Origin of the sequence: Solirubrobacter deserti, from assembly GCF_027587175.1 — a bacterium.
Taxonomy (GTDB): domain Bacteria; phylum Actinomycetota; class Thermoleophilia; order Solirubrobacterales; family Solirubrobacteraceae; genus Solirubrobacter; species Solirubrobacter deserti.
Window position 1 is genome coordinate 1 of the sequence record NZ_JAPCID010000075.1, and the last position, 23,429, is coordinate 23,429.

General features: G+C 70.8%; 22 protein-coding genes and 1 riboswitch. Of the genes, 7 read left to right on the plus strand and 15 right to left on the minus strand.

Annotated features, from left to right (window positions below):
* The 5 genes from OJ962_RS31725 to OJ962_RS31745 all read right to left on the minus strand — a co-directional run.
* Positions 1 to 607, minus strand: a 607-nt coding sequence (locus OJ962_RS31725) for an MFS transporter (RefSeq protein ID WP_270006863.1), incomplete at its 3' end; no start/stop codon positions are given.
* 85 nt (positions 608 to 692) lie between these two features.
* Positions 693 to 2,702, minus strand: coding sequence for an excinuclease ABC subunit UvrB (gene uvrB / locus OJ962_RS31730; RefSeq protein WP_202953969.1), 2,010 nt, complete (start codon positions 2,700 to 2,702; stop codon positions 693 to 695).
* Between the two features lie 33 nt (positions 2,703 to 2,735).
* Complete coding sequence (locus OJ962_RS31735) at positions 2,736 to 3,281, minus strand: hypothetical protein (protein WP_202953968.1); 546 nt, start codon at positions 3,279 to 3,281, stop codon at positions 2,736 to 2,738.
* A 40-nt stretch (positions 3,282 to 3,321) separates the two neighbouring features.
* The gene (locus OJ962_RS31740) at positions 3,322 to 4,512 is read right to left on the minus strand and encodes an amylo-alpha-1,6-glucosidase (RefSeq protein ID WP_202953967.1); all 1,191 of its coding nucleotides are present in this window, start codon (positions 4,510 to 4,512) and stop codon (positions 3,322 to 3,324) included.
* A complete protein-coding gene (locus OJ962_RS31745) occupies positions 4,509 to 5,528 on the minus strand; it encodes a LacI family DNA-binding transcriptional regulator (RefSeq protein WP_202953966.1) in 1,020 nt (339 codons plus the stop codon). Before OJ962_RS31745 ends, OJ962_RS31740 begins: the two co-directional genes overlap by 4 nt.
* Positions 5,529 to 5,628: 100 nt before the next feature.
* On the opposite strand from OJ962_RS31745, the gene OJ962_RS31750 reads away from it, so the two are divergent.
* The 5 genes from OJ962_RS31750 to OJ962_RS31770 all read left to right on the plus strand — a co-directional run bounded on the left by OJ962_RS31750 (position 5,629) and on the right by OJ962_RS31770 (position 10,589).
* The gene (locus OJ962_RS31750; protein ID WP_202953965.1) at positions 5,629 to 6,210 is read left to right on the plus strand and encodes a response regulator transcription factor; all 582 of its coding nucleotides are present in this window, start codon (positions 5,629 to 5,631) and stop codon (positions 6,208 to 6,210) included.
* Positions 6,211 to 6,403: 193 nt separating this feature from the next.
* Positions 6,404 to 7,639, plus strand: a complete 1,236-nt coding sequence (locus tag OJ962_RS31755) for an ABC transporter substrate-binding protein (RefSeq protein WP_202953964.1) — start codon at positions 6,404 to 6,406, stop codon at positions 7,637 to 7,639.
* On the plus strand, positions 7,639 to 8,559 hold the full coding sequence (locus tag OJ962_RS31760; RefSeq protein WP_202953963.1) for a carbohydrate ABC transporter permease: 921 nt from the start codon (positions 7,639 to 7,641) through the stop codon (positions 8,557 to 8,559). The genes OJ962_RS31755 and OJ962_RS31760 overlap by 1 nt, the downstream gene beginning before the upstream one ends.
* Before the next feature lie 6 nt (positions 8,560 to 8,565).
* The gene (locus OJ962_RS31765; protein ID WP_202953962.1) at positions 8,566 to 9,402 is read left to right on the plus strand and encodes a carbohydrate ABC transporter permease; all 837 of its coding nucleotides are present in this window, start codon (positions 8,566 to 8,568) and stop codon (positions 9,400 to 9,402) included.
* Positions 9,403 to 9,407: 5 nt separating this feature from the next.
* Positions 9,408 to 10,589 (plus strand): ABC transporter ATP-binding protein, encoded by a 1,182-nt coding sequence (locus tag OJ962_RS31770; RefSeq protein WP_202953961.1) that lies wholly within the window; start codon positions 9,408 to 9,410, stop codon positions 10,587 to 10,589.
* A 152-nt stretch (positions 10,590 to 10,741) separates the two neighbouring features.
* Here the strand turns inward: OJ962_RS31770 and OJ962_RS31775 are convergent, their stop codons facing one another.
* The 4 genes from OJ962_RS31775 to OJ962_RS31790 form a co-directional block, all read right to left on the minus strand.
* Positions 10,742 to 12,229 carry an alpha-amylase family glycosyl hydrolase gene (locus OJ962_RS31775; RefSeq protein WP_202953960.1) on the minus strand — a complete coding sequence of 496 codons (1,488 nt, stop codon included), beginning with the start codon at positions 12,227 to 12,229 and terminating at the stop codon, positions 10,742 to 10,744.
* A 199-nt stretch (positions 12,230 to 12,428) separates the two neighbouring features.
* Positions 12,429 to 13,403 carry a hypothetical protein gene (locus tag OJ962_RS31780; protein ID WP_202953958.1) on the minus strand — a complete coding sequence of 325 codons (975 nt, stop codon included), beginning with the start codon at positions 13,401 to 13,403 and terminating at the stop codon, positions 12,429 to 12,431.
* The gene (locus OJ962_RS31785; RefSeq protein WP_407697555.1) at positions 13,390 to 13,941 is read right to left on the minus strand and encodes an RNA polymerase sigma factor; all 552 of its coding nucleotides are present in this window, start codon (positions 13,939 to 13,941) and stop codon (positions 13,390 to 13,392) included. Before OJ962_RS31785 ends, OJ962_RS31780 begins: the two co-directional genes overlap by 14 nt.
* Before the next feature lie 41 nt (positions 13,942 to 13,982).
* A complete protein-coding gene (locus OJ962_RS31790) occupies positions 13,983 to 14,471 on the minus strand; it encodes a PaaI family thioesterase (RefSeq protein WP_202953956.1) in 489 nt (162 codons plus the stop codon).
* Positions 14,472 to 14,502: 31 nt separating this feature from the next.
* Positions 14,503 to 14,685: riboswitch (cobalamin riboswitch) on the plus strand.
* Between the two features lie 56 nt (positions 14,686 to 14,741).
* Here OJ962_RS31790 and OJ962_RS31795 point away from each other — a divergent pair.
* A complete protein-coding gene (locus tag OJ962_RS31795) occupies positions 14,742 to 15,617 on the plus strand; it encodes a uroporphyrinogen decarboxylase/cobalamine-independent methonine synthase family protein (protein WP_202953955.1) in 876 nt (291 codons plus the stop codon).
* A gap of 54 nt (positions 15,618 to 15,671) precedes the next feature.
* Here OJ962_RS31795 and OJ962_RS31800 read toward each other — a convergent pair whose 3' ends face one another.
* On the minus strand, positions 15,672 to 17,441 hold the full coding sequence (locus OJ962_RS31800) for a purple acid phosphatase family protein (RefSeq protein ID WP_202953954.1): 1,770 nt from the start codon (positions 17,439 to 17,441) through the stop codon (positions 15,672 to 15,674).
* A 127-nt stretch (positions 17,442 to 17,568) separates the two neighbouring features.
* On the opposite strand from OJ962_RS31800, the gene OJ962_RS31805 reads away from it, so the two are divergent.
* A complete protein-coding gene (locus OJ962_RS31805; protein ID WP_202953953.1) occupies positions 17,569 to 18,477 on the plus strand; it encodes a HupE/UreJ family protein in 909 nt (302 codons plus the stop codon).
* On the opposite strand, the gene OJ962_RS31810 is transcribed toward OJ962_RS31805, so the two are convergent.
* From OJ962_RS31810 to OJ962_RS31830, 5 genes are read right to left on the minus strand one after another with little or no spacing between them, the layout of a single operon-like run.
* A complete protein-coding gene (locus OJ962_RS31810) occupies positions 18,398 to 19,096 on the minus strand; it encodes an ATP-binding cassette domain-containing protein (RefSeq protein WP_202953952.1) in 699 nt (232 codons plus the stop codon). The genes OJ962_RS31805 and OJ962_RS31810 overlap by 80 nt on opposite strands.
* Positions 19,093 to 20,010: an ABC transporter ATP-binding protein gene (locus OJ962_RS31815; protein ID WP_202953951.1), complete on the minus strand. Its 918-nt coding sequence runs from the start codon at positions 20,008 to 20,010 to the stop codon at positions 19,093 to 19,095. The genes OJ962_RS31810 and OJ962_RS31815 overlap by 4 nt, the downstream gene beginning before the upstream one ends.
* Positions 20,007 to 20,837: an ABC transporter permease gene (locus OJ962_RS31820; RefSeq protein WP_202953950.1), complete on the minus strand. Its 831-nt coding sequence runs from the start codon at positions 20,835 to 20,837 to the stop codon at positions 20,007 to 20,009. Before OJ962_RS31820 ends, OJ962_RS31815 begins: the two co-directional genes overlap by 4 nt.
* Positions 20,834 to 21,781, minus strand: coding sequence for an ABC transporter permease (locus OJ962_RS31825; RefSeq protein WP_202953949.1), 948 nt, complete (start codon positions 21,779 to 21,781; stop codon positions 20,834 to 20,836). Before OJ962_RS31825 ends, OJ962_RS31820 begins: the two co-directional genes overlap by 4 nt.
* Positions 21,782 to 21,785: 4 nt before the next feature.
* On the minus strand, positions 21,786 to 23,354 hold the full coding sequence (locus OJ962_RS31830) for an ABC transporter substrate-binding protein (RefSeq protein ID WP_202953948.1): 1,569 nt from the start codon (positions 23,352 to 23,354) through the stop codon (positions 21,786 to 21,788).
* Between the last annotated feature and the right edge of the window lie 75 nt (positions 23,355 to 23,429).

Below are 23,429 nucleotides of genomic sequence, written 5' to 3' on the forward strand. Positions count from 1 at the left end.
CCGCGGCCGGCGGGCGCACCTCGCGGCCCGTCGCCGCGCGGGCCTCGCCCGCCGCCGCCGGCGCGGGCTCTTCCCCGCGGATCGCGCCGAGGCCCAGCGCCGACAGCGCGAAGCTCGCGGCGTTGGCGAGCACGGTGACCGCCGGGCCGAAGACCCCGATCGCGGCGCCGCCCAGCGGCGGGCCGAGCACGGTCGCGGTCCAGAGCGTGGACTCAAAGCGAGCGTTGGCGCGCAGCAGCTCGCCGGGCGGGACGAGCCACTTGAGGTAGGCGCCGCTCGCGGCGCGGAACGCGATCCCGCACGCGGCGACGATCACCGAGACGACGACGAGGTGCGCGAAGGTGAGCCACCCGGCCCAGACGGCGACCGGGACGCTGAGCAGCGCGATCGCGCGGACGAGGTCCATCGCGATCATCACCGGGCGCTTGCGGCGGAACTCGACCCACGGGCCGAGCGGGATGGCCACGAGCGCGCCCGCCGCCAGGCCGGCGGCGGCGAGCGCGGACACGGCGGCCGGGCCCGCGTCGAGCACGAGGATCGCGATCAGCGGGAACGCGTCGAAGGCGAGGTACGTGCCGAAGATCGAGGCCGCGTAGGCGGCCCACAACCAGCCGAACCCGCCGCGCGCGGCGGGTTCTGGCCCCCTGGGCCAGAACCCAACAGCGATGCGAGCTCGCAGGGCGAGCTTTGGCCTAGTCGGCCGACGCAGTCGCAGCGTCCAGCTCGCGGCGCAGGTCGCGGATCTCGTCGCGGAGCTTGGCCGCGTACTCGAAGCGCAGCTCCTCGGCGGCCGCGAGCATCTCCTCCTCGAGCTCGCGCATCATCTGCTCGAGCTCGGACGCCGTCATCTCCGACGCCTTGTCGCGGCTGCGGCGGCGCTTCTTCGGCACCTTCGACTCGCCCGACGTCAGGAATTCCGTGATGTCCGAGATGCCCTTGACGATCGTCTCCGGCGTGATGCCGTGCTCCTCGTTGTACGCCCGCTGGATCTCGCGGCGACGGTCGGTCTCGGCGAGCGCCTTGCGCATCGCCTCCGTCTCCTTGTCGGCGTACATGATCACCTTGCCGTCCACGTTGCGGGCGGCGCGGCCGATCGTCTGGATGAGCGACGTCTCGCCGCGGAGGAAGCCCTCCTTGTCGGCGTCGAGGATCGCGACCAGCGACACCTCGGGCAGATCGAGACCCTCGCGCAGCAGGTTGACGCCGACGAGCACGTCGTACTCGCCGAGCCGCAGCTGGCGGATGATCTGGATCCGCTCCAGCGTGTCCACCTCCGAGTGCAGGTAGCGCACGCGAAAGCCCATCTCCAGCAGGTAGTCCGTGAGGTCCTCGGACATCTTCTTCGTGAGCGTGGTGACGAGCACGCGCTCGTTGCGCTCCACGCGCAGCCGGACCTCGCCCATCAGGTCGTCGATCTGGTTCTTGGTCTCGCGGACGTCGATCTCCGGGTCCACGATGCCGGTCGGGCGGACGATCTGCTCGACCACGGTCTGCGAGTGCTCACGCTCGTACGGGCCGGGCGTGGCGCTCACATACACGATCTGCGGCGTGATCGAGAGCCACTCGTCGAAGGTCTGCGGACGGTTGTCCATCGCGCTCGGCAGCCGGAAGCCGTAGTCCACGAGCGTCGACTTGCGCGAGCGGTCGCCCTCGTACATCGCGCCGATCTGCGGCACGGTCTGGTGGGACTCGTCGATGAAGCAGACGAAGTCGGAGGGGAAGTAGTCGATCAGGCAGTACGGCCGTGAGCCCGGCATCCGGCCGTCCAGGATGCGGGAGTAGTTCTCGATGCCCGAGCAGAACCCGACCTCCTTGAGCATCTCCATGTCGTACTGCGTGCGCTGGCGCAGGCGGTGCGACTCCAGGAGCTTGCCCTCGGCCTCGAGCTCCTTGCAGCGCTCGTTGAGCTCGTGCCCGATCTCGGCCACGGCCCGCTCCATCGTCCCTTCCTTGACGTTGTAGTGCGTGGCCGGCCAGATCGCGACGTGCTCGAGATCGTCCTTGATGATCTCGCCCGTCAGCGGGTCGAAGTGCTGCAGCCGCTCGACCTCGTCGCCGAACAGCAGCGCGCGGAACGCGGTCTCCTCGTAGGCCGGGAAGACCTCCAGCGTGTCCCCGCGGACACGGAACGTGCCGCGACCCAGCGCCGTGTCGTTGCGGTTGTACTGCAGGTGCACGAGCTTGCGCAGCAGCTCGTCGCGGTGCACCTCACCGCCCTTGACGATCACCTGGCAGTTCTCGTTGTAGGTCTCCGGCGAGCCGAGGCCGAAGATGCACGAGACCGACGCGACGATGATCACGTCCCGGCGCGCGAACAGCGACGCCGTGGCAGCGTGGCGCAGCCGGTCGATCTCCTGGTTGATCGCCGAGTCCTTCTCGATGTACAGGTCCTTCGACGGGACGTACGCCTCGGGCTGGTAGTAGTCGTAGTAGGAGACGAAGTACTCGACCGAGTTCGTCGGGAAGTACGTCCGGAACTCGTTGCACAGCTGCGCCGCGAGCGTCTTGTTGTGCGCGATCACGAGCGCGGGGCGCTGGACGGCCTCGATCGTCGCGGCCATCGTCATCGTCTTGCCGGTGCCCGTGGCACCGAGCAGCGTCAGGCCGCTGTCCCCCCGCTCGATGCCCTGCGCGAGCGCTTCGATCGCCTTCGGCTGATCGGCAGTCGGTGAGTAGACGGCATCGAGCTTGAAGGGAGGCATGGCCCACTAACGATAGATGGGATTGCGGACAGCTCAGGCCAGCACGTCGGAGCGCATGAGGAGCTCGGTGCGCCCCACGTCGCCGCTCAACTCGTCCTCGTTGTAGGTCGTGAACCAGCCGTGGAAGTCATCGCCCGGGCTCACGTAGTAGCGGGCGTGCATGGTGCCGTCCTTGTCCTCGGTGGCGCACGTGACGCCCTCGTAGAGCGTGCTGTAGACGTCGACGATCAGGTCGGCCGTGGCGACGGCCGGCCGCTGGACCTTGATGTCGGTCTCGACCCGGACCTCGTCGACGCACCGCTCGAAGTGCGTGGTCCTCGTCGTCCCGCAGCCGAGCGGCTTGACCGCGATGCCGGACAGGTTGAAGGTCGCCTCGTCCGCACCGCTGTAGAGGAAGGACGAATCGTCGTCGTGGATGAACAGCTTGCTGCCGGACGCGAGCGTCAGACCCACCGGCTTCGAGCATGTGGGCGTCGCGGCGTCGGCCGGCGTGGCCGTGCGGCCGAGGGCGAGGACGGCGAAGGTCATCAGGAGCGCTGCGAGCAGGGCCGCGCGGCGCGGGTTCGTGAGCGTGGTCATGCCCTGAGCTTCCCGGCCGCCGCCCCTCAGGTCAGGGCGGTCATCCCGCGTCCGCGCGGCGGGAATCCGACAGGATGCCGTCCCAGCCCGCCTCGAAGGCGATCCGCGCGCCGACCGTCCAGGCCTGGACGGCGTTCGAGCTCGCGATCGGGGCGACGCCGCCATCGACGGCGTACAGCTCGTGCGGGCTCCCAAGCCGGTCGAGCGCGGCCAGCACGCCGACTCGAACCCGCTCGGCCTCGGCCGCAAAGCCGGCAGCGCGCAATCCGCCCCAGCCCAGCCAGGAGTCGAACGGCCACACGGACCCGCGGTGGTAGGCGTCGGGCCGGAAGTTCGGGTCGGCCGAAGACAACGTCCGCAGCCCGAAGTCCGTGAAGAGGTCCGGCTGGCACAGGCGCTCGGCCACCGGCCCGGGATCGATGGCCGCGCCCGCCCACAACAACCATCCGAGGTGGGACCCCGCCCCGGGCACGACCACCTCGCCGGCGGCGGGCGGCGGCCCGCCCGCGTCGCAGACCGGCGACGCGCCGCCCGGCTTCGCGGCGGGGCCGGCCTCCACCGCCATCGTCTCCACCGGCAGGGCCGAGAGGCGCTCGCGCAACGCCTCCAGGCGACGCGCCCACGCCGGATCGCCCGTCAACCGGAACACGGCGCGCAGTGCGGCGACCGTCACGGCCTGGGTGTCGATGTCGGCCAGGGGCGGCGCCGGGTTCGTCCCGTCCGCGCGCAGGAAGCCGCCGCCGTTGTCGTCGGCCGCGGCGTCGATCGTGTCGCGCCACCCCTGCTGGCCGAGCCCGAACTCGCCCGGCACATGTCGCACGAGCCCGCCGCCCGCGGCCAGCGCGCCCGCCAGCCAGCCCGCGGCCGCCCGGGCGGCGTCCGAGCACTCTGCCAGCGCGCCGCACAGCACCAGGAACCAGGACGTCGCGTCGGCGGTGCCGTAGTAGGCGAACGGGCCGCCCGGCGGCCACCCGGCCGCCACGAACGACGGCGGCGGCGTTTCGCGGAACTCGTGCCCGATCTTCCCCGGCTCCTCCAGCGTCAGCGGGTCGAACCGCGTTCCCTGGCGCGCGGCCAGCGCGTCCAGCACGGCCCGCGCGACCTCAGGCCGCGCCGGCAGGACCTGCAGCGCCGTGATCAGCGAGTCGCGCCCGAACAGGCAGTGGAAACGCCCCGCGCCGGAGGACGCGTACGGCCACCCTTCGTCCGAGAGCAGCGCGTCCAGGCTCAAGTGGTCCGCCGCTCGACGACCGTCAGCTGCTGGACCTCCTCGACCGGATCGTCCACGCCGTCCTCGATCGCCGCGATCAGCAGGTCCGCCGCCTGCTCGCCGCTCTCACGCAAGGGCTGGCGGATCGTGGTCAGGCCCACGATCTCCGCCAGGTCCACGTCGTCGAAGCCGATCACCGCCACGTCCTCCGGTACCCGCGCGCCCATCGCCTCGCACCCCTTGAGCACGCCGATCGCCTGCAGGTCGGAGGCGGCGAAGATCGCGGTCGGCGGCGAGGACCGCCCGAGCAGCGAGCGGGTCAGCACCTCCGCCTCCTCACGGTCGGCCAGGCCGAAGCGCTGCAACGCCGGGTCGAGCCGGTTTCCGGCGCGTTCCAGCGCCGCCCCGAATCCGCGCCGTCGATCCTCCGAGGACGTGAATCCGTAGGCGTTGGTGGGATGATCTCCCACGAACCCGATGCGGCTGTGCCCCTTCGCGAGCAGATGCTCCGCGGCCAGCTCGCCGCCGCGGACGTTGTCCACGACGACGCGCGGGAGCCGCGGATGACGCACGTCGAGCAGGACGGCGGGCAGCTCGTCGCGCTGCAACGCGTCGATCTCGGCGTCGAAGATCGGCAGCGAGACGATCAGCAGGCCCGCGACGCGGTTGCGGTCCGCGAGGTCGCGCATCGCGTCCGCGCGCTGCGCCGGCGCCTCGACGTCGAACAGCAGCAGGTCGTAGCCGCGCTGCCCGTACCCCGACAGCCGCGCCACCACGCCGCGCAGACGCTCGATCACGGAATGGGTGGTGAAGAACGGCACCACGACGCCCACCGCGGTCGCGCGGCCCAGCGACAGGGTGCGCGCCGTCGCGTTCATCCGGTAGCCCAGCTCATCCACGGCCGCGCGCACGCGCGCACGTGTGGGCTCGACCACGAGCGGGCTGTCGTTGAGCACGCGCGAGACCGTGGCCGCGCTCACGCCGGCACGGCGAGCGACATCCCGGATGGTCGGGCCGCGGCCCCGGTGAGAAACCATGGAAACAGGAGCTTGACAACTTCCGTGCGCGGTGGTGGAGTCGCGTGAAACCGGTTACATCGAGGCAGAGGAGACGAACCGGGTGACGTCGGGAACGAGCGTGCGACTGCTTGCGGTTGACCCGCACGAGCTGATCACGTGGGGCCTGCGCACGGTGTTGAGCCAGCAGCCGTGGGTGGAGCGCTGCCTGCAGGCCAACGACCTCCCGCAGGCGAACGCGCTCGCGGCCCGCTACTCCCCGCACGTGATCCTCGTGGATGGCTCGCTGGCCGCGGACGGCGGGAACTTCGGCGAGCTCCAGCACGCCTCCCCCGCGAGCCGGCTCGTCGTGATGACCGAACGCCAGTCGGTGCCCGCGCGCCTGCTCCAGACGGTGCGCGCCTCCGGCTTCGTCTCCAAAGCCTGGGGCATCGAGGACATCGTCGCCGCGGTGCGGCTCGCCGGGCTCGGCCTCGGCCTCGCGCCGCCCGAGCTCTCCGGCGACGTCCCCCGGCTCACGCCGCGCGAGGAGCAGGTGCTGAACATGATCGCCCGCGGCGAGACCAACGACCAGATCGCGCTCGACCTGAAGCTGTCGCCGAACACGGTCAAACAGCACGCGAGCAGCGCGTACCGCAAGCTCGACGCCCACAACCGGACCGAAGCCGTCCGGCGCGCGCAGTTTCACGGACTGATTACATGACTAGCCCATTCGGGTGCACGGGGAGCACCCGATGGCATCAGTCAAGTTGCGAACGTCACAGGAGCCGGGTATAGCCCCGGCGAAGAAGTAGGGGGCAGCACCAGCTGCTGAAACCTCGTCGCATCTGACGGCGGAGGTCGCCTCCGTCGTGTAGGGGGAGAGGAGAGACATGAGGCGTGCGGGACCGGGAGCAGTGGCCATTGCGGCTACGGCTGCCGCCATCGTCGCGGGGTGCGGAGGCTCGAGCGGAGGGCCGGTCACCCTCAACTTCGTCGGCCCGATCGACCCGGGCGGCACGAACACCAAGGCGGCCGCCGAGTGCAGCCAGCAGTCAGGCGGGCGCTACAGGATCAGGCAGCTGCCGGTCGCCAACAGCGCCGACGCCACCCGCGAGCTGTTCGTGCGTCGCCTCGCCGCGGGCGACAAGAACATGGACATCATCAACATGGACACCATCTACACGCCCGAGTTCGCCGAGGCGGGATGGCTGACCGAGCTCACGGGCGCCGACAAGGAGGACGCGCTGGAGGACGTCCTGCCGGGCCCCGCCGAGTCGGTGACGTGGGAGGACAAGATCTACGGCGTCCCGTTGAACACCAACGTGCAGCTGCTCTGGTACCGCAAGGACCTCGTCCCCAGGGCACCCGAGACCTGGGACGAGATGATCCAGATGGCCAAGGAGCTGCCGGCCGGCCAGGGCAACATCCTCGAGCAGGGCAACAAGTACGAGGGCTACGTCGTCTGGTTCAACAACCTCGTCTCCTCGGCCGGCGGGGAGATCGTCGACGCCGAGGGCCGTCCGGTGCTCGACGAGGCCGCGGTCAAGGCGGCGACGATCATCCGTGACGTCGCACGCTCGGGCCGCGCCGATCCGTCGCTGTCGACCGCGCAGGAGGACCAGGCCCGCCTCGCCTTCGAGGCCGGCAAGGGCGCCTTCATGCTCAACTGGCCGTACGTCTACGCGGCCGCCCGTGCGGACGCCGAGACGTCCGAGGTGACCGCCGAGGTCTTCAAGAACATGGGGTACGCGCGCTGGCCCGCGGTCAACAAGGGCGAGCCGAGCCGCGTCTCGATCGGCGGCCAGAACCTCGGCGTCCCGAAGAGCGGGCGCAACCCCAAGCTGGCGATGGAGGCCGCGCTCTGCATGACACAGCAGAAGTGGCAGGCACAGGAGGCCATCAACGAGGGCCTGCCGCCCGTCATGAACGCGGTCTACGACGATCCCGAGGTCCGCAAGGTCTACCCGTTCGCCGACCTGCTGCGCGAGCAGCTCAAGGACTCGGTCGTGCGGCCCCCGACGCCCTCGTACTCCGACGTGACGCTGGCGATCCAGGATTCCCTGCACCCGCCGGCCGCGATCAACCCCGAGCAGGCGATCAACACGCTGCGTGACCGGTTGAACACGCTTGCGGACGGAGGGATGTACTGATGGCCGTCGCCGCTGAGACCGCCCAGGCCACCACGCCCACGCAGCACACGGGCCTGACCGACCGTGCGAAGGCCGAGCGCAAGCTCGCCTACATCCTGTGCGCCCCCGCCGTCCTGGTGATGGCGCTCGTCGCCGGGTTCCCGATCCTGTACGCGTTCTGGCTCTCGCTGCGCCGCGAGGACCTGCGCTTCCCGGACGCCGGCGAGTTCGTCGGCCTCTCGAACTACATCGCCGTGCTCACGTCGAGCACGTGGTGGGGCGCGTTCACCAACACGATGATCATCACGGTCGTCTCCGTGCTGCTCGAGCTCGTGCTCGGCATGCTGATCGCGCAGGCGATGTACCGGGCGATCTTCGCCCGGACCGCGATCCGCGCGTCCGTGCTGGTGCCCTACGGCGCCGTCACGGTCGTGGCCGCGTTCGCGTGGCGGCTCGCGTTCGACCCCGCCACGGGCTTCGCGACCAGCTTGTTCAACCTGGAGCCCCCGCCGCTCACGACGCACTGGGGGTCGATGGTCGTGATCATCACGGCGGAGGTCTGGAAGACGACGCCGTTCATCGCCCTGCTGCTCCTGGGCGGCCTGGCGCTGATCCCGGACGACCTCTACAAGGCCGCGAAGATGGACGGGGCGAGCGCGTGGCAGCGCTTCGTGAAGATCACGCTGCCGCTGATCAAACCGGCGCTGATGGTCGCGGTGCTGTTCCGCACGCTCGACGCGTTCCGCATCTACGACTCGCTGTTCATCATCACGCGCGGCGCCAACGACACCGAGTCGGTGTCGCTGCTGGGCTACGAGCAGCTGGTCAACCGGCTCAACCTCGGCCTCGGATCGGCCGTCTCGATCCTGATCTTCATCTGCGTGATGATCATCGCGTTCATCTTCTTCCGCTTCCTGGGCGCGAGCCCGGAGAGGAGGTAACGGGCCATGGAGCAATACACCCGCAACCAGAAGATCCTGTGGGGGATCGGGACCGTCGTGGTGCTGTTCTACGCGCTGATCCCCGTGATCTGGATCCTGTCGCTGTCGCTCAAGACGCCGGAGACGATCGGCGATCAGTCCTTCTGGCCGAAGGAATGGACGCTCGAGAACTACAGCGCGGTGTTCGAGGAGGGCCTCGGCTTCAACCGCGCGATCATCAACTCGATCGGCATCGCGCTGATCACGACGGTCCTGGCGCTCGCGTTCGCCTCGATGGCGGCCTACGCCATCACGCGCCTGGACTTCCCGGGCAAGACGCTGATCCTCGCGGGCGCCCTGGCCGTGTCGATGTTCCCGGCGATCTCCGTGGTCGGCGGCCTGTTCAACGTCTGGCGCGTGGTCGGGCTCTATGACACCTGGCCCGGCCTGATCCTGCCGTACCTGTCGTTCGCGCTGCCGTTGTCGATCTACACGCTCTCGGCGTTCTTCAGAGAGATCCCGTGGGATCTGGAGAAAGCGGCGCAGATGGACGGCGCGACCGGCATGCAGGCCTTCCGGCGCGTGATCCTGCCGCTGGCCATGCCGGGCGTGTTCACCGCCGGCATCCTCGCGTTCATCGCGGCCTGGAACGACTTCCTGTTCGCGAACGTGCTCACCTCGACCGACGCGGCGCGCACCGCTCCGGTGGCGCTGTCGTTCTTCCGCGGCGCCTCGCAGTTCACCGATCCCTCGGGAGCGATCGCCGCCGGCGCGGTGGTCGTGACCATCCCGATCCTGATCATGGTCCTGATCTTCCAGCGGCGAATCGTGTCCGGCCTGACGTCCGGCGCGGTCAAGGGGTAACCGACATGGCTGACATCGTTCTCGACCGCGTCACCAAGACCTACTCGGACGGCTACACGGCCGTGAAGGACCTCAACCTGGAGATCGCGGACGGGGAGTTCATGATCCTCGTCGGCCCGTCGGGCTGCGGGAAGTCGACCGCCCTGAACATGATCGCGGGGCTGGAGGACATCTCCTCCGGCGAGCTGCGGATCGGCGGCGAGGTGGTCAACAAGAAGGCGCCGCGCGACCGCGACATCGCGATGGTGTTCCAGAGCTACGCGCTGTACCCGCACATGACCGTGCGCGACAACATCGCGTTCGCGCTCAAGCTGGCCAAGCGCCCTCAGAGCGAGATCGACTCCAAGGTCAACGAGGCGGCCGACATCCTCGACCTCCAGAACCACCTGGACCGCAAGCCGGCGAACCTGTCCGGCGGCCAGCGCCAGCGCGTGGCCATGGGGCGCGCGATCGTGCGCAACCCGAAGGCGTTCCTGATGGACGAGCCGCTGTCGAACCTGGACGCCAAGCTGCGCGTGCAGATGCGGGCCGAGGTGGCGCGCATCCAGCACCGCCTGAACACCACCACGGTCTACGTGACCCACGACCAGACCGAGGCCATGACGCTGGGCGACCGCGTCGCGATCATGCTCCACGGGGTCCTCCAGCAGGTCGCGTCGCCGATGGAGCTCTACAACAACCCGAAGAACCTGTTCGTGGCCGGCTTCATCGGCTCACCGGGCATGAACTTCCTGCCCGCGACGATCGACAACGGCGTCGCCAAGCTGCCGATGGTCGACATCAAGCTGCCGCAGGACGTGGCCGAGCGGATCGGGCGCGTGGACGCCGGCAAGAACCTGGTCGCCGGCATCCGGCCCGAGGACTTCGAGGACGCCAGGCACGTCGGCGTCGACCAGCGCGAGCGCGGCACGACGTTCAAGACGAAGTTCGACCTCGTCGAGGCGATGGGCGCCGAGTACTACGTCCATTTCCCGGCCGGCGACAGCACCGTGGAGTCCGCGCAGGTCGACGACCTGCTCGCGGACGCGGGCGGCGTGGCCGAGCTCTCCGACCAGGGCGCGGTCGTCGTCGCGCGCCTGGACGCGGAGTCCAGGGTCAAGGTCGGCGAGGAGACCGAGGTCTGGGTCGACGCCACCAAGCTGCACTTCTTCGACGCCGACACCGGCGAGGCGCTGTCAAGCCGATGAGGAGCCCACTGACGAATACCGGCACACCTGCTGCGGCACATCCGCGGCACCTCGCGCCACCCACGACGTTCACGTGCCAGAGGCACGCATCACTTGTCGCGGGCGGCGCGAGGCACGGGCGGCTGTACCACATCAGGCGCACCGCACATTCGTCAGCGAACTCCTAGCCGCAGAATGAGCGCCTCGCTCGGTGCGAGCGAGGCGCTCGCCTCGGTGCGCGCCGGGTCGCTCGAGAGCACGAGCGTCCCGGTCGCGGCCAGCGCCAGCTCGTGGCTGGTGAAGTTGATCGCGACCAGGTAGGTGTCGGCGCGGGTGAAGGCGACGATGCCCGGGCCGAGGTCGACCATCCTCTGCTCCCCGGTCAGCCTGAGCGCGGCGAGCGCGCGGGTCAGGTTGAGCGTGGACGCCGGGTCCTGGTCCTGCGTGGCCGCGTTGAGCGCGGCGGCCTCGTCGACGAACGGCAGCCACGCCTGGTCGGCGGTGGTGAAGCCGTGGCCGGGCGCGTCCGGCGTCCACGGGATCGGGGCGCGCTCGGGATCGCGGCCGTCGACGTCGACGACGCGGTCGGGCGGGATGGGCGCGTCCGGCAGCCCGAGCTCTTCGCCCTGGTAGATGAACGGCGTGCCCTTGAGCGCGTAGAGCATGACCAGGATCGCCCGCGCCCGCTCGGCGCCGAGCCCGTCGTGGTCGAAGCGGCTGCGCGGCCGGGGGTTGTCGTGGTTGGCCAGAAACCAGGCCGGCCAGGCGTGATCCTCGGCCAGGCGTTCGAAGTCGTCGATCGACGTGGAGTAGGAGTCCGCGTCCCACTCCTGGTCGATGAAGACGAAGTTGTGCGCCATGTGCAGCTGGTCGCCGTACTCGAGGTAGGCCACGACGCGGTGCAGGTCGTCCAGCGCGACCTCCCCCACGATCATGCGGTCCTCGTATTCGTCGACGACGCGCCGGATGCCGCGCAGGCGCTCGTGGATCGACTCCCAGTCCTCGTCGTGGCGACGGTGCGCGCCGACGTGGTCGCGCAGCAGCGGGTCCTTGGCGATCTTGGCGATCGCGTCCAGCCGCAGGCCGTCGACGCCCCGGTCCATCCAGAAGCGGATCACGTCGTGCATGGCGGCCTCGACCTCGGGGTTGTCCCAGTTGAGGTCGGGCTGCTGGGGCATGAAGCTGTGCAGGTAGTACTGGCCGGTCGTGGGGTCCAACGTCCACGCCGGGCCGCAGGCGGTGAACACCGACATCCAGTCGTTGGGCTCGTCGCGCCAGACGTACCAGTCGCGCTTGGGGTTGTCCTTCGACGAGCGGCTCTCGAGAAACCACGGGTGCTGGTCGGAGCTGTGGTTCGGGACCCAGTCGAGGATGACCTTGATGCCGCGCGCGTGGCTCTCGGCGACGAGCTCGTCGAGGTCGGCGAGCGTGCCGAAGACCGGGTCGACGTCGCAGTAGTCGGCCACGTCGTAGCCGAAGTCGGCCATCGGCGAGGTGAAGATCGGGCTCAGCCAGATGCCCTCGACCTGGAGGCTCGCGAGATGGTCGAGCCTGCCGGTGATGCCCTTCAGGTCACCGATCCCGTCCCCGTTCGAGTCCGCGAACGAACGTGGATAGATCTGGTAGATGGCGCCCCGCTGCCACCACGCCGGCTCAGACATGCCCGCGATTATGCTGCAGGAATGCGTCTCTGGATCGCAGCCACGGTCGCGATGATCGTCGCCGGCATCGTCGTCTGGATCCTGTGGAGCGACAGCGCGGCCGGGCAGGGCATCGCGCTGTCGCTGGTCGGGATCGCGTCCGTGATCGGCGTCTCGCTCGTGTTCTTCCTCGTCGGACGCTCCGAGGACGAGGAGCGCGCTAGGGCTTCGGCGCCTTCGCCGGAGGAGCCGGAGCCGCCCGCTCCCGCGACGGATCCGCATCCGCGGCCGGCGCTTGACCGGCGGCGTCCTCTCCCGCCGCGTCGGCCCAGTTAGCGGCGGTCACGCGCTTGACGTCGTAGTCGACCACCACGTCCGGGGTCTTGCCGGGCACGCCGCCCTCGAACTTCTGCGGGACGCCGGTCTCGGCGTCGACGAAGAGGTTCTCGGTGTAGCCGCCCTGGTAGTCCGTGGCGGTGAGCTTGAGCAGCTCGCCCTCTTCGGTCACCTTGACGGTGTCGATCGTGTGCAGCAGCGTCATCACGCCCGCCCGCACGTCCTTGCGGCCCGCACCCGCCAGCAGGGCGTCCATCGAGCCGACCCAGACGTGGTTGTCCTCGATCGAGCGGCTGACCTTCGGCGCGTTTCCGCCGCCCACCGCGACGTCCATCGCGCGGCGCGCCTTCTCGGGCGGAAGGGCGGGCGCGGCGATCGCGGCCTTCACGAGCGGCTCGTGGTAGCGGCTATTGACCGCGGCGGCCTTGAGCTCCTCCCTGGTGGCGCCGTAGTAGTAGCGGCCGTCGTCGAGGTAGAGGTCGTGGCCGAGGATGGCCTTGTCGTCCGGGTACTGCTGGCTGCGGATGACGAGCGTCGCGTCGCCCTGGGGCTCCGGCTCCTGCGCGATCCTCTCCGACAGCAGGACGAGCGGCGCGACGTCGAGCTCGGGCGCGGGCGCCTCGGGCGCGAGGACGGTCGGTGCGGGCGCGGGCGCCGGCCCGCCGGTGGGCCAGGCGATGGCCACGCCGGTCACCACGAGCGCGGCGACGGACGCGAACGCCAGCCGTGGCCGCCACGCCGCGCGCCGGTCCGGCCGCGGCCGGATGTGCTCGCGCAGCTCCCGGCGGGCGCGCACGCGACCGGGCTCGTCGTCTTTCACCTCGGGGCGCTGCTCGTTCAGCCACTCAAGCTCGTTCATCGTGGATCTCCTCGAGGTGGGCGCGCAGCTGCGTGCGCGCGCGGTGGATGCGGGAGCGCACCGTGCCGACCGGGATGCCGGTGGCGTGCGCGATCTCCGTGTAGGTCAGCTCCGCCCAGGCGTGCAGGAGGAGCGCGTCGCGATCGGCGGCCGCGACGGTCTTCAGGGCGGCGGCGAGGTCGGGGCCGAGCGCCTGCGCCTCGACGCGGCCGAGCGCGTCGTCCTCGAACCCGAACGCGCGGGTGAAGAGCGGCACGCCGCGGCGGGCCGCGTCGCGGAAGTGCCGGCGCAGCAGGTTCGTGGCGATCCCGTACAGCCACGGCCGGGCGTCGGCGTAGCGCGCGTCGTAGCGGCGGCGCCGGTCGAACGCGAGCCGGAACGTCTCGGCGGCGAGGTCCTCCCCCACCGCCGCGGCGCGGCTCACGCAGTAGCGGCGGAGCTCGGCCCAGTGGCGGTCGAACACGGCGGCGAAGGCCGGCGGGTCCGAGACGGAGGCGGCGATGATCGTCGCGTCCGGAAGTTCGAGCGTGGACAACACTGCCCGCTCATTGCCACCGGACGCCGAAACGGTTCGTGGGGTTAGAGGATCAGGCAGGAGGTGGTCGCGTGCGCGAACAGGCGCTCGGGGTCGCTCTCGGCGTACAGGCGCCCTTCCGAGGTGGCGAGCTTGCGACCCGCGTGGACCACGCGCGAGTCGGCCAGCACGCGGCCGGTCTCCGCCGTCATCGCGCGCACGTAGCGCACGTGCAGGTCGGTCGTCGTGTAGCGCGCGCCCGCGGGCAGCACCGTGTGGATCGCGCAGCCGAGCGAGGAGTCCAGCAGCGTGGCGGCCACGCCGCCGTGCACGGAGCCGATCGGGTTGTACATCCACTCGCGCGGCGTGACCGCGAAGATCACGCGACCTTCTTCCACGAGCGTGATCTCGAAGTCCAGCAGCGACGCGATCGGCGGGGGCGGGAGCTCGCCCGCGGCGATCCTGCGGATGGCTTCGAGCCCCGGCAGCTCGGCCGCGGCCTGGGCGGTGATCATCGGGTCGGCCCAGTCGTGGGTGCGCGAGCGTTGCGTCATGCAACCGAGAGTACCGTCGGAGGTGGCCGGTAGCCTTCCCGGAGGAGTCGATCGCACCCGAAGCAACGGGTCAGGGAATCCGGTCCAAGTCCGGAGCTGGCGCGCAGCGGTGGGGACGTGCGACGCGGCCACTCGCCACTGGGCATCGTGCCTGGGAAGGCGGCCGCCTCGATCGCGTCCGAGCCCGAAGACCTGTCGACTCCGCCCCATCACGGGGCACCGACAACCGCGGCCTCGCGAGCATGGGCCGCTCGGCACAAGGATCGATCGATGAGGCAGATGGAACGGCTTCCGCCGTGGGCGACCACGGGCGTCGGGAGCCTGCCGTTCACGGACGTGGAGGCCGCCGTGGAGCATGTGCTCGCGGCCTATGAGATCCCGTTCTGCCCGCAGCTGCCGCGGCTCGAGGGCGACATGGTGAGCGAGTGGCTCGGGGCCGACGCGGGCCGCTGCGGCTGGTCGCCGGCGCGCGACCGCGAACGGCCGCGCGCGTGGGACACGCTGCTCGCGCGCCTCCAGGAGCGCCCGCCGGCGCACGGCGTCGTCAAGCTGCAGGTCACCGGGCCGGTGACGCTCGCCCACGTGCTGGGCGAGCGGCTGCCGCTCGCCCGGGAGCTGGCGGGCTGGCTGGCGGCGAACGCTGGCGCGCAGGTCCGCGCGCTGGCCGACCGGGGCCTGGACGCGCTGCTGATGGTCGACGAGCCCGCGCTGCACTTGTTCGGGACCGACGGCGTCGACGCCGCGTGGGACCCGCTGCGGGCGTGCGCGCCCGCCTGGGGGCTGCACCTGTGCGGACCGGTGCCGTGGGACGCGGTCGTGCGCGCCAAGCCGGACGTGCTCTCCTTCGACCTCGCGCTCGCGCCGGTGGACGGCACGGCGGCGCGCACGCTGCTCGCCCGCGGCACGCGGCTGATGTGGGGCGCCGTCCAGCCGCACCGCGCCGAGCACGCGCTGCACGGGATGGCACGGCTCGACGCCGCGCTGGCCGTGACGGGCGCGACCGGCAACGGGAGCCTGCTGAGCCCGAGCTGCGGAAGCGGCCGGATGACCGTCCGGCGCGAGCGCGAGCTGGCCACGGCGCTGTGGGACTGCTCGCACACGCTGCGCGATCGCAGCCGCCGGCTGTCGTCGCGAAGCGCCGCTTGAACGCCGACGGGCCCGCTCCGGCGAACCGGAGCGGGCCCGTGCAGCACCCTCGGCTTACGGGTTGGTGGTGGAGAGCGTCAGCGTCAGCGGCTTCGCGTAGGAGCCGGTGCGCAGCGCCTCGGTCTCGCCGATCGTCTGCTTGACCTTCAGGGACAGCTGGTCGTTGGAGACCGGGCCGGCCCACGTGTGCAGGACGAGCGGGTTGCCGCTGATGGCGGCGAACGGGTTGTTCACCGCGGCCTGGAGCGGCTGCGCCAGCGAGAACGTGCCGTTGACGAGCTTGCCCGGAGCGTTCGTCGACGGATCGACGATCGACAGCGTGGCGTCGGCGGCGGTGCTGGTGACCTTGACCGGGAACGACGTCTCGTAGTCCTCGGCGACGCCGGGGGTGAACGAGCCGAGCGTCGGGGTGCCCTCGACCGACAGCGCCAGCGTGTTCTGGACGGTGCCGCCCACGCCTGCCGGCTTCTCGCTCTCGAGGTTCTCCGTGATCACCTTCGGGCCCTGGGCGGGCTTGGTGATCGTGAAGTCGTCGTAGAGGCGGCCGGTGGCCGTCTTGGACTTGTAGGACAGCTTGTCGCCGTCGATGCTGATCACCTGGTAGAGCTGCGTCTGCTCCAGGATCTTGCGGGCGACGGCGCCGTTGTTGACCCAGTTGGAGTCGTTGGCCTCGTACATCTTCGGGCCGGACACGGAGACGACGTAGATCGTCTTGCCGGTGTTGGCGGTGGTGCCCTCGACCACGTTGCCGCGGCCGTAGGAGTGGTCGTGGCCCTGGAGCACGAGGTCGACGCCGTAGCGCTCGAAGACCGGGAGCCAGGACGCACGCTGCGCCGGGTTGTTACGACCCTCGGCGGTGGAGAACATCGGGTGGTGGAAGGTCGCGACCGTCCACTTGTTCGGGTTGTTCTGCAGGACGCTCTCGAGCCACGCGCGCTGGACCTCGAGGAACTCCGGGCGCAGCGCGGAGGCCACGGCCGAGGTGTTCGAGTTCAGCGAGATGAACCGGACGCCCTGGTAGTCCGTGTAGTACGCGGTGTCCTTGAGCGCGTCGATGACGGCCTGCGTGCCCTGCTTGGGGCCGTTGTCCGGGAACGCGAACTGGGTGCGCCAGACCGGGGCGAGCACGCCGCTGCGGTACTCGTGGTTGCCCGGCGTGGCGATGTTGTTGCGCATGCCGTGGATGAACGAGCCGGCCTTGAACCACTCGCCCCACTGCGCGTCGTTGTCGGCGACGTCGATCAGATCGCCGGCGTGGACGGTGAGCTTGGCCTCCGGGGCGTCCGCGAACGCCTGGCGGATCACGCGCGACCAGTGCTCCTGCACGTCGTTCTGCGCGTCGCCGAAGTAGACGAACGAGAACGGCTTGGCCGTGGCGGCCGCGGTCTCGAACTCGAGCCACTCGCTCCAGTTCGTGCCATCGCCGACGCGGTAGAGGTACTTGGTCTCCGGCGTCAGGCCGGTGAAGCGGACCGTGTGGAACACGGCCTCGGAGCCCAGGTCGGACTTCTGCTGGATGTTGCGCGTGGCCAGGACCGTCGTGGCCTTCGAGTCGAAGTAGGGGCCCTCTTCCGCTACCGCGATCTGCGCCTGAGCGGTCTTGACCGTCGTGTCCGTACGCCACGTGACCGACTGCGAGTTGGACGGATCGGCCTCGTGGGTGAGGACGATGCGGTCCGCCAGCGTCGTCGGCTTGTGCTTCTCCACGGCCGGATAGGCCGGGGTCGGTTCGTTCTGGGACTGAGCGACGTTGATCCCCGCCGCGAAAAGCGCCGCCGTGAGCGCGGCGCCCAAAAGCGCCCGGTGTGCAACCGGTGCGTTCATGACCCTCCTTGGGTTTGGTGTGACCGCGGCGAGTGTTCCGTGAGAAGGGCCTGGGGCCGGTTACCGGGCCGTTACGTCACGTTTCCGTAACAGGGCGATCACGAGTCGCTGTGAGAGTGGCCTCGCCATGAGACTCGTCCTGCTCGCCCTGCTGTGCTCGCTCCTGCTGCCCGCGTCCGCCACGGCGGAGGTGACCCGGCCGGGGACGTCCGAGATCCGCCAGGACGGGCCCCGGATCTCGTGGGTGCTGGGCATTCCGGCCGACGAGCTGGCCAGCCGCGCCGGCGGCGACGACCGCGAGTCGATCGGGAACTTCATGTCCAACAACCTGCGCATGTCCGTGGACAACCAGACGTGCGCCGGCGGCATGTCGCACGCCACGCCGGAGCGCTTCCAGGGCGCGCCGTTCACGCGCGTGTACATGCGCTTCGAGTGTCCGCATCAATACGGCGAGTTCGCGGTCATCAACGAGCTGTTGCTCACCGACCGGGTGGACTACGACCTGGGCGGCACGAGCGGCACCTTCCGCTTCGACCTGGACCACTCGCTGCTCGAGGCCAAGACCCCCGAGTTCCCGCGCTGGCTCGCGGAGGGCTTCGAGGCGATCGCGGTCGGGTGGGAGCACGCCCTGTTCCTCGCGATCCTGCTGCTCGGCGCGCGCAGCCGCCGCCAGTTCGGCGAGTTCGCCGCGGCCTTCACCGGGGCGAGCGTGCTCGGGCTCTTCCTCGGCGTCTTCGACGTCGTGAACGTGTCCGAGCGGGTGCTCGAGGGGCTGACGGTGGCGTCGATCGTCGGCGTCGCGGCGCTGCCCGTCCTGGGCATCGGCGGCAGCCGACAGCTCGCGGTCGTCTTCGGCCTCGCGTTGATGCACGGGCTGGCGCTCGCCGTCGCGGTGCCGGACACGGTCGCCCTGCCCGGCTTCGCCGTCGGGGTCGTGCTCGGTACCGCCGTGGTCGTCAGCGTCGCTGGAGCGCTTGCGCTGGCGAGCCAAGCCGTCCGGCGGCCATCGCGAGCACGCGGTCGGATGCCTGCCTGACCAGGTCGTGGTCGTGCGCGATCAACAGCACGCTAACGTCGAGCTCGTCGCGCAGGTCCAGCAGCACGTTCATCACTTGCGCGCGCACTGACGCGTCCAGCGAGGAGACGGGCTCGTCGCACACGAGCACGTCGGGCTTGGAGGCCAGCGCGCGGGCGATCCCGATGCGCTGGCGCTGGCCGCCCGAGAGCGCGCGCGGGCGCCGCCCGGCGAGCGTCGCCGGCAGCCCCACCAGCTCCAGCAGTTCGGTCACGCGCTTGACCCGCTCGCGCCGCGACCGCATCCCCGCGACCAGCAGCGGCTCCTCGAGCGTCTGGCCGATCGTGAGCCGCGGGCTCAGGCTGGACTCCGGGTCCTGGAAGACGAGCTGGACGCGCCGCCGGACCTCGCGCCGGCGCGCGCCGCGCAGCGCCGTGAGGTCCTCACCGTCGAGGAACACGCGCCCGGCCTGCGGCTGCTCGAGCCCGACGATCACGCGCGCAAGCGTCGTCTTGCCGCAGCCCGAGTCGCCCACCAGCCCGAGGATCTCGCCGGGCGCGAGGTCGAGCGAGACGCCGTCGACCGCGACCACGTCGCCGAAGCGCACGTGGACGTCGTCCACCACCAAACGACCGTTCACGCCGCGACCCCCGTCCGGACGTGGCAGGACACGCCGTCGACCAGCTGCGGGCGGTCGGTGCGGCAGGCGCCGATCGCCAGCGGGCAGCGCGGGGCGAACGCGCAGCCGCGGATGCGCTGCGTGAGCTCGGGCGGCGCGCCCTCCAGGCCGACGAAGCGGGTGCCCGGCGCGGCGTCCGCCGCCGGGATCGCGGCCAGCAGCCCCTGCGTGTAGGGATGCTCGGGCGCGTGCACTAGCCTGGCCGCGGGCCCGTACTCGACGATCCGGCCCGCGTACATCACCGCGATGTCGTCGGCCATCCGCTTGACGACGCCGATGTCGTGCGTGATCAGCAGCAGCGCGAGGGCGAGCCGCGCCTGCAGCTCGGCCAGCACGTCGAGCACCTGGTCCTGCATCGACGGGTCCAGCGCGGTCGTCGGCTCGTCGGCGATCAGCACGCGCGGCTCGCCCGCCAGCGCGCCGGCGATCATCGCGCGCTGGAGCATGCCGCCGCTCAGCTCGTGCGGGTAGGCGTCGGCGGCGCGCACCGGATCGGGCAGGCCGACCAGCTCGAGCAGCTCGATCGCGCGCTCGCGCGCGGCGCGGCGGCGCAGGCCCGTGGCGTCCGCGACCTGCGAACCGACGCGGCGCAGCGGGTTCAGCGCGCTCGGCGGGTCCTGGAAGACGACGCCGACCTCGCGCCCGAGCACGGGTGGGGCCCCGTCGAGCGTCAGCGAGCCTTCCACGTCGGCACTCACGCCGGGCGGGAGCAGCCCGAGCGGTGCCAGCGTGCCGACGGTCTTACCCGACCCGCTCTCCCCCACGATCGCGAGCGTCTTGCCCGCGTGCAGCCTCCAGGAGACGTCGTCGACGGCGTGCACGACGCCCTTCGCGGGATACAGGCGGACCGTCAGGTGCTCGGCGACGAGCGTCATGCCAGGGCCTCCTTGCGCCGGCGAGCGAGCGCCCGTTTCGACAGCGGTCGCGGGACGCGGTCGAGCGCGACCCGCTCCCCCGCGAAGTTGAATCCGATGACCAGCAGCGTCAGCGCCAGGCCGGGGAAGACCACCAGCTCGGGCCGCGTCTCCATGAACTGCAGATTGGAGACGAGCATCTGGCCCCACTCCGGCGTGGGCGGCTGGACGCCGAGGCCGAGGAACGACAGCGTGGCGACCGAGACGACGATGAAGCCGGCGTCGGCGGTGGCGTAGACGAGCACGGGCCCGAGCACGGCGGGCACGAGGTGCCGGCGCAGGATCCACGTGCGGCGGGCGCCCATCAGCTGCACCGCCTCGATGTACGGCCGGCGCTTGATCTGCACGATCAGCGTCCGGCTCAAGCGGGCGTAGGCCGGCCAGGCGGCGAGCATCAGCGCGAACACCATGTTCGTCGTGCCCGCGCCCATGAAGCCCAGGATCGCGAGCGCGATCACGAGGTTCGGAACGGCGAGCGCAACGTCGGTGATCCGCATCAGGACCTCGTCGACGATCCCGCCCCGTAGCGCCGCGATCGAGCCCACGAGCACGCCGAACGACAGCGCCCCGGCGAGCACGAGCGCGACCGTGCTGAGCGAGGTGCGCGCCGCGTGCAGCATGCGTGAGAGCTGGTCGCGCCCGATCTCGTCCGTGCCGAGCAGGTGTGCGGCGCTCGGGCCCTCGAGGATGTGCTCGAGGTCGTCGTCGTCCGGCGCGTACGGCGCGAGCTCCGGGCCGAGCAGGGCGAGCAGCGCGAACAGCCCGACGACGATCGCGACGCCCTTCACGTCATGCCCTCCGCGACCGCGCGCCGCATGCGCGGGTCGATCGCCCGCGCGGCGATGTCCACGGCGGTGTTGATGGTCACGAACAGCGCGGCGAACAGCAGCAGCCACGCCTGCAGCACCGGGAAGTCACGGAACTTGACGGCCTCGAGGAAGTAGATCGCGGCGCCCTGCCACGAGAACACGGCCTCGATCACGATCGCGCCGGTGATGATCACGCCGATCTGGGTCGCGAGCGCGGTGAGCGTCGGGACGGCGACGTTCGGCAGCGCGTCACGCAGCACGATTCCCGTGCGGCCGCGGCCGCGGCTCAGGGCGGTGGTCACGTAACGCGAGGAGAGCGCCTCGGCCAGGCCGACCCGGACCACCCGTGAGAGCACGGCGCCGGACGCCAGGCCGAGCGTGAGGCACGGCAACAGCCAGGACGCCGGCCCGCTGACCCCTTCGGACGGCAGCCACTGCAGCGTGACGGCGAACAGCAGCACGAGCAGCGCGCCGAGGTAGAAGCTCGGGATGCTCACGGCCGCCAGCGCCGTCAAGCGCGACAGGCGGTCCCCGAGCCCGCTGGGGAACAGCGCCCCGAGGATGCCGATGCCCACGCCGGCGATCAGCGCGAACAGCGTCGCGCCCACCACGAGCAGGACGGTCGTGGGCGTGCGCTCGCGCAGCTCGGCCCAGATCTCGCCGTTGGTGCGCAGTGACGTGCCGAGGTCGCCGCGGACGACGTCCCCGAGCCAGTCCAGGTAGCGGACCGGCAGCGGGCGGTCCAACCCGAGCTCGGCCCGGACGCGCTCGACCATCTCGCGGTCGGCGCCGAACGAGCGGCGCTCGGCGACGATCTGCGCCGGGTCGCCCGGCGCGAGCGTCACGAGCGTGAAGACCGCGACCGACGCCACCGCGAGCACGAGGATCGCGGTGGCGACGCGGCGCAGGATGAAGCGGACCATCGCGCTACTCGAGGACGGAGAGCGTGTGCAGCGGCAGCTCGTACTCGGTGGCGGGGAGCTCGAGGCCCTGCACCTTGTCGCTGTGCGCCCAGATGCGCTGCGTGTAGACGAGCGGCACGAACGCGTCCCGCTCGCGCAGCCAGGTGTAGATCTGCTCGAACGCCGGCTCGATCTCGTCGCCGGTGGCGGCGAGCGCGTCGTCGATCATCGGATCCAGGTGCTTGGCGTCCATGAAGATCTTGCCGTCGACGCCGATCTCGGTGCGGCTGTCGAACACGGCGCCGAAGCTGCCGTACGGGTCGTACGGCGCCGCGTAGGTCGCGTAGAAGGCAAGGTCGTACGCGCGCTTGGCGATCTCCTTGTGGCGCGTGGCGTGGTCGACGAGCCGGACCTCGACCTGGATGCCGATCTCCTTGACCGCGCTCTGGATGACCTCGGCCATCGCACGGCCGCCCGGGATCGCGTCCTCCGAGCTCAGCAGCGTGACCTTCAGCGGCTTGCCCGGGCCGTAGCCGGCCGCCTTGACCAGCTGCGCGGCGGCGGCCTTGTCGACCGCGGGGATCTCCTGGCGAGCGCCGGAGAACGGGACCGACTCCGGGAACAGGTTGCCGGCGGGCTCACCGAAGCCGAAGTACAGCGCCTTGGCGATCGCCTTGCGGTCGATCACCTTGTTGACCGCCGTGCGCAGGCGCTGGTCGTTGAACGGCGCCTTGGCCTCGTTGAACGCGAGCACGAGCGTGCCGGTGCCGGTCTCGTTGACCAGCTTGACGTTGGCGGCGTTCTTGAGCGCGAGCGCGTTGCGCGGCGTCAGCGGCGCCGTGAACTCGCCACCGATGATGTCGACGTCACCGGCGCGCAGGGCGCTCAGGCGCGTCTGCGCGTCCGGGATGACGTCAAGCTCGAGGCGGGCGGGCTTGGGCTTGGTGCCCCAGTAGTCCTCGTTGCGGTTGAAGGACGCGCCGTTGCGGTCGGACTTCTCGAGCACCCACGCCCCGGTCCCGACCGGCTTGGTGTACAGGCCCTCCGCGTCGACCGACTGCGGGCTCAACAGCCGCACCGGGCGGATGTAGGCGAGCTCCTGCAGCGCGGGCGGGTAAGCCTGCTCGAGCGTCAGCTCGAACGTCATCGGGTCGACGACCTTCATCGCCTTGAACACGCGCGAGAGGCCGAGCCACTCCGTGTCCTCCTTGCCCGCCCAGCGCTTGAAGTTCCACTCCACCGCCTCGGCGTCGACGGGCGTGCCGTCGGTGAACTTCACGCCCTCGCGCAGCTTGAACGTGTACGTCAGACCGTCCTCGCTGACTTCCCAGGACTCGGCGAGGCTCGGCGCGATCTCGCCGCCCCGGTCGTACTTGACGAGGCCCTCGAACAGCAGGTCCTGGACCTGGAAGAGGCCCGCGTAGTCGTGCGGGTCCAGGTTGCCGGCGCGCTGGCCGACGGCGACGCGCACCGTGCCGCCCTCGCCACCCGCGGCGGCCCGCGGCGAGCCGGAGTCGGAGGAGGAGTTCTGGGCGCCGCAGCCCGCGATGGCGAGGACAGCGGCGGTCATGAGCACGGCGTGAAGGCGGAGCATGTCGGTTCCCCACCTCAGCCACGATCAAACCCGAATTCGTGAGCATCGTGTGAAAGCGGACTCCGCCTTATCAGT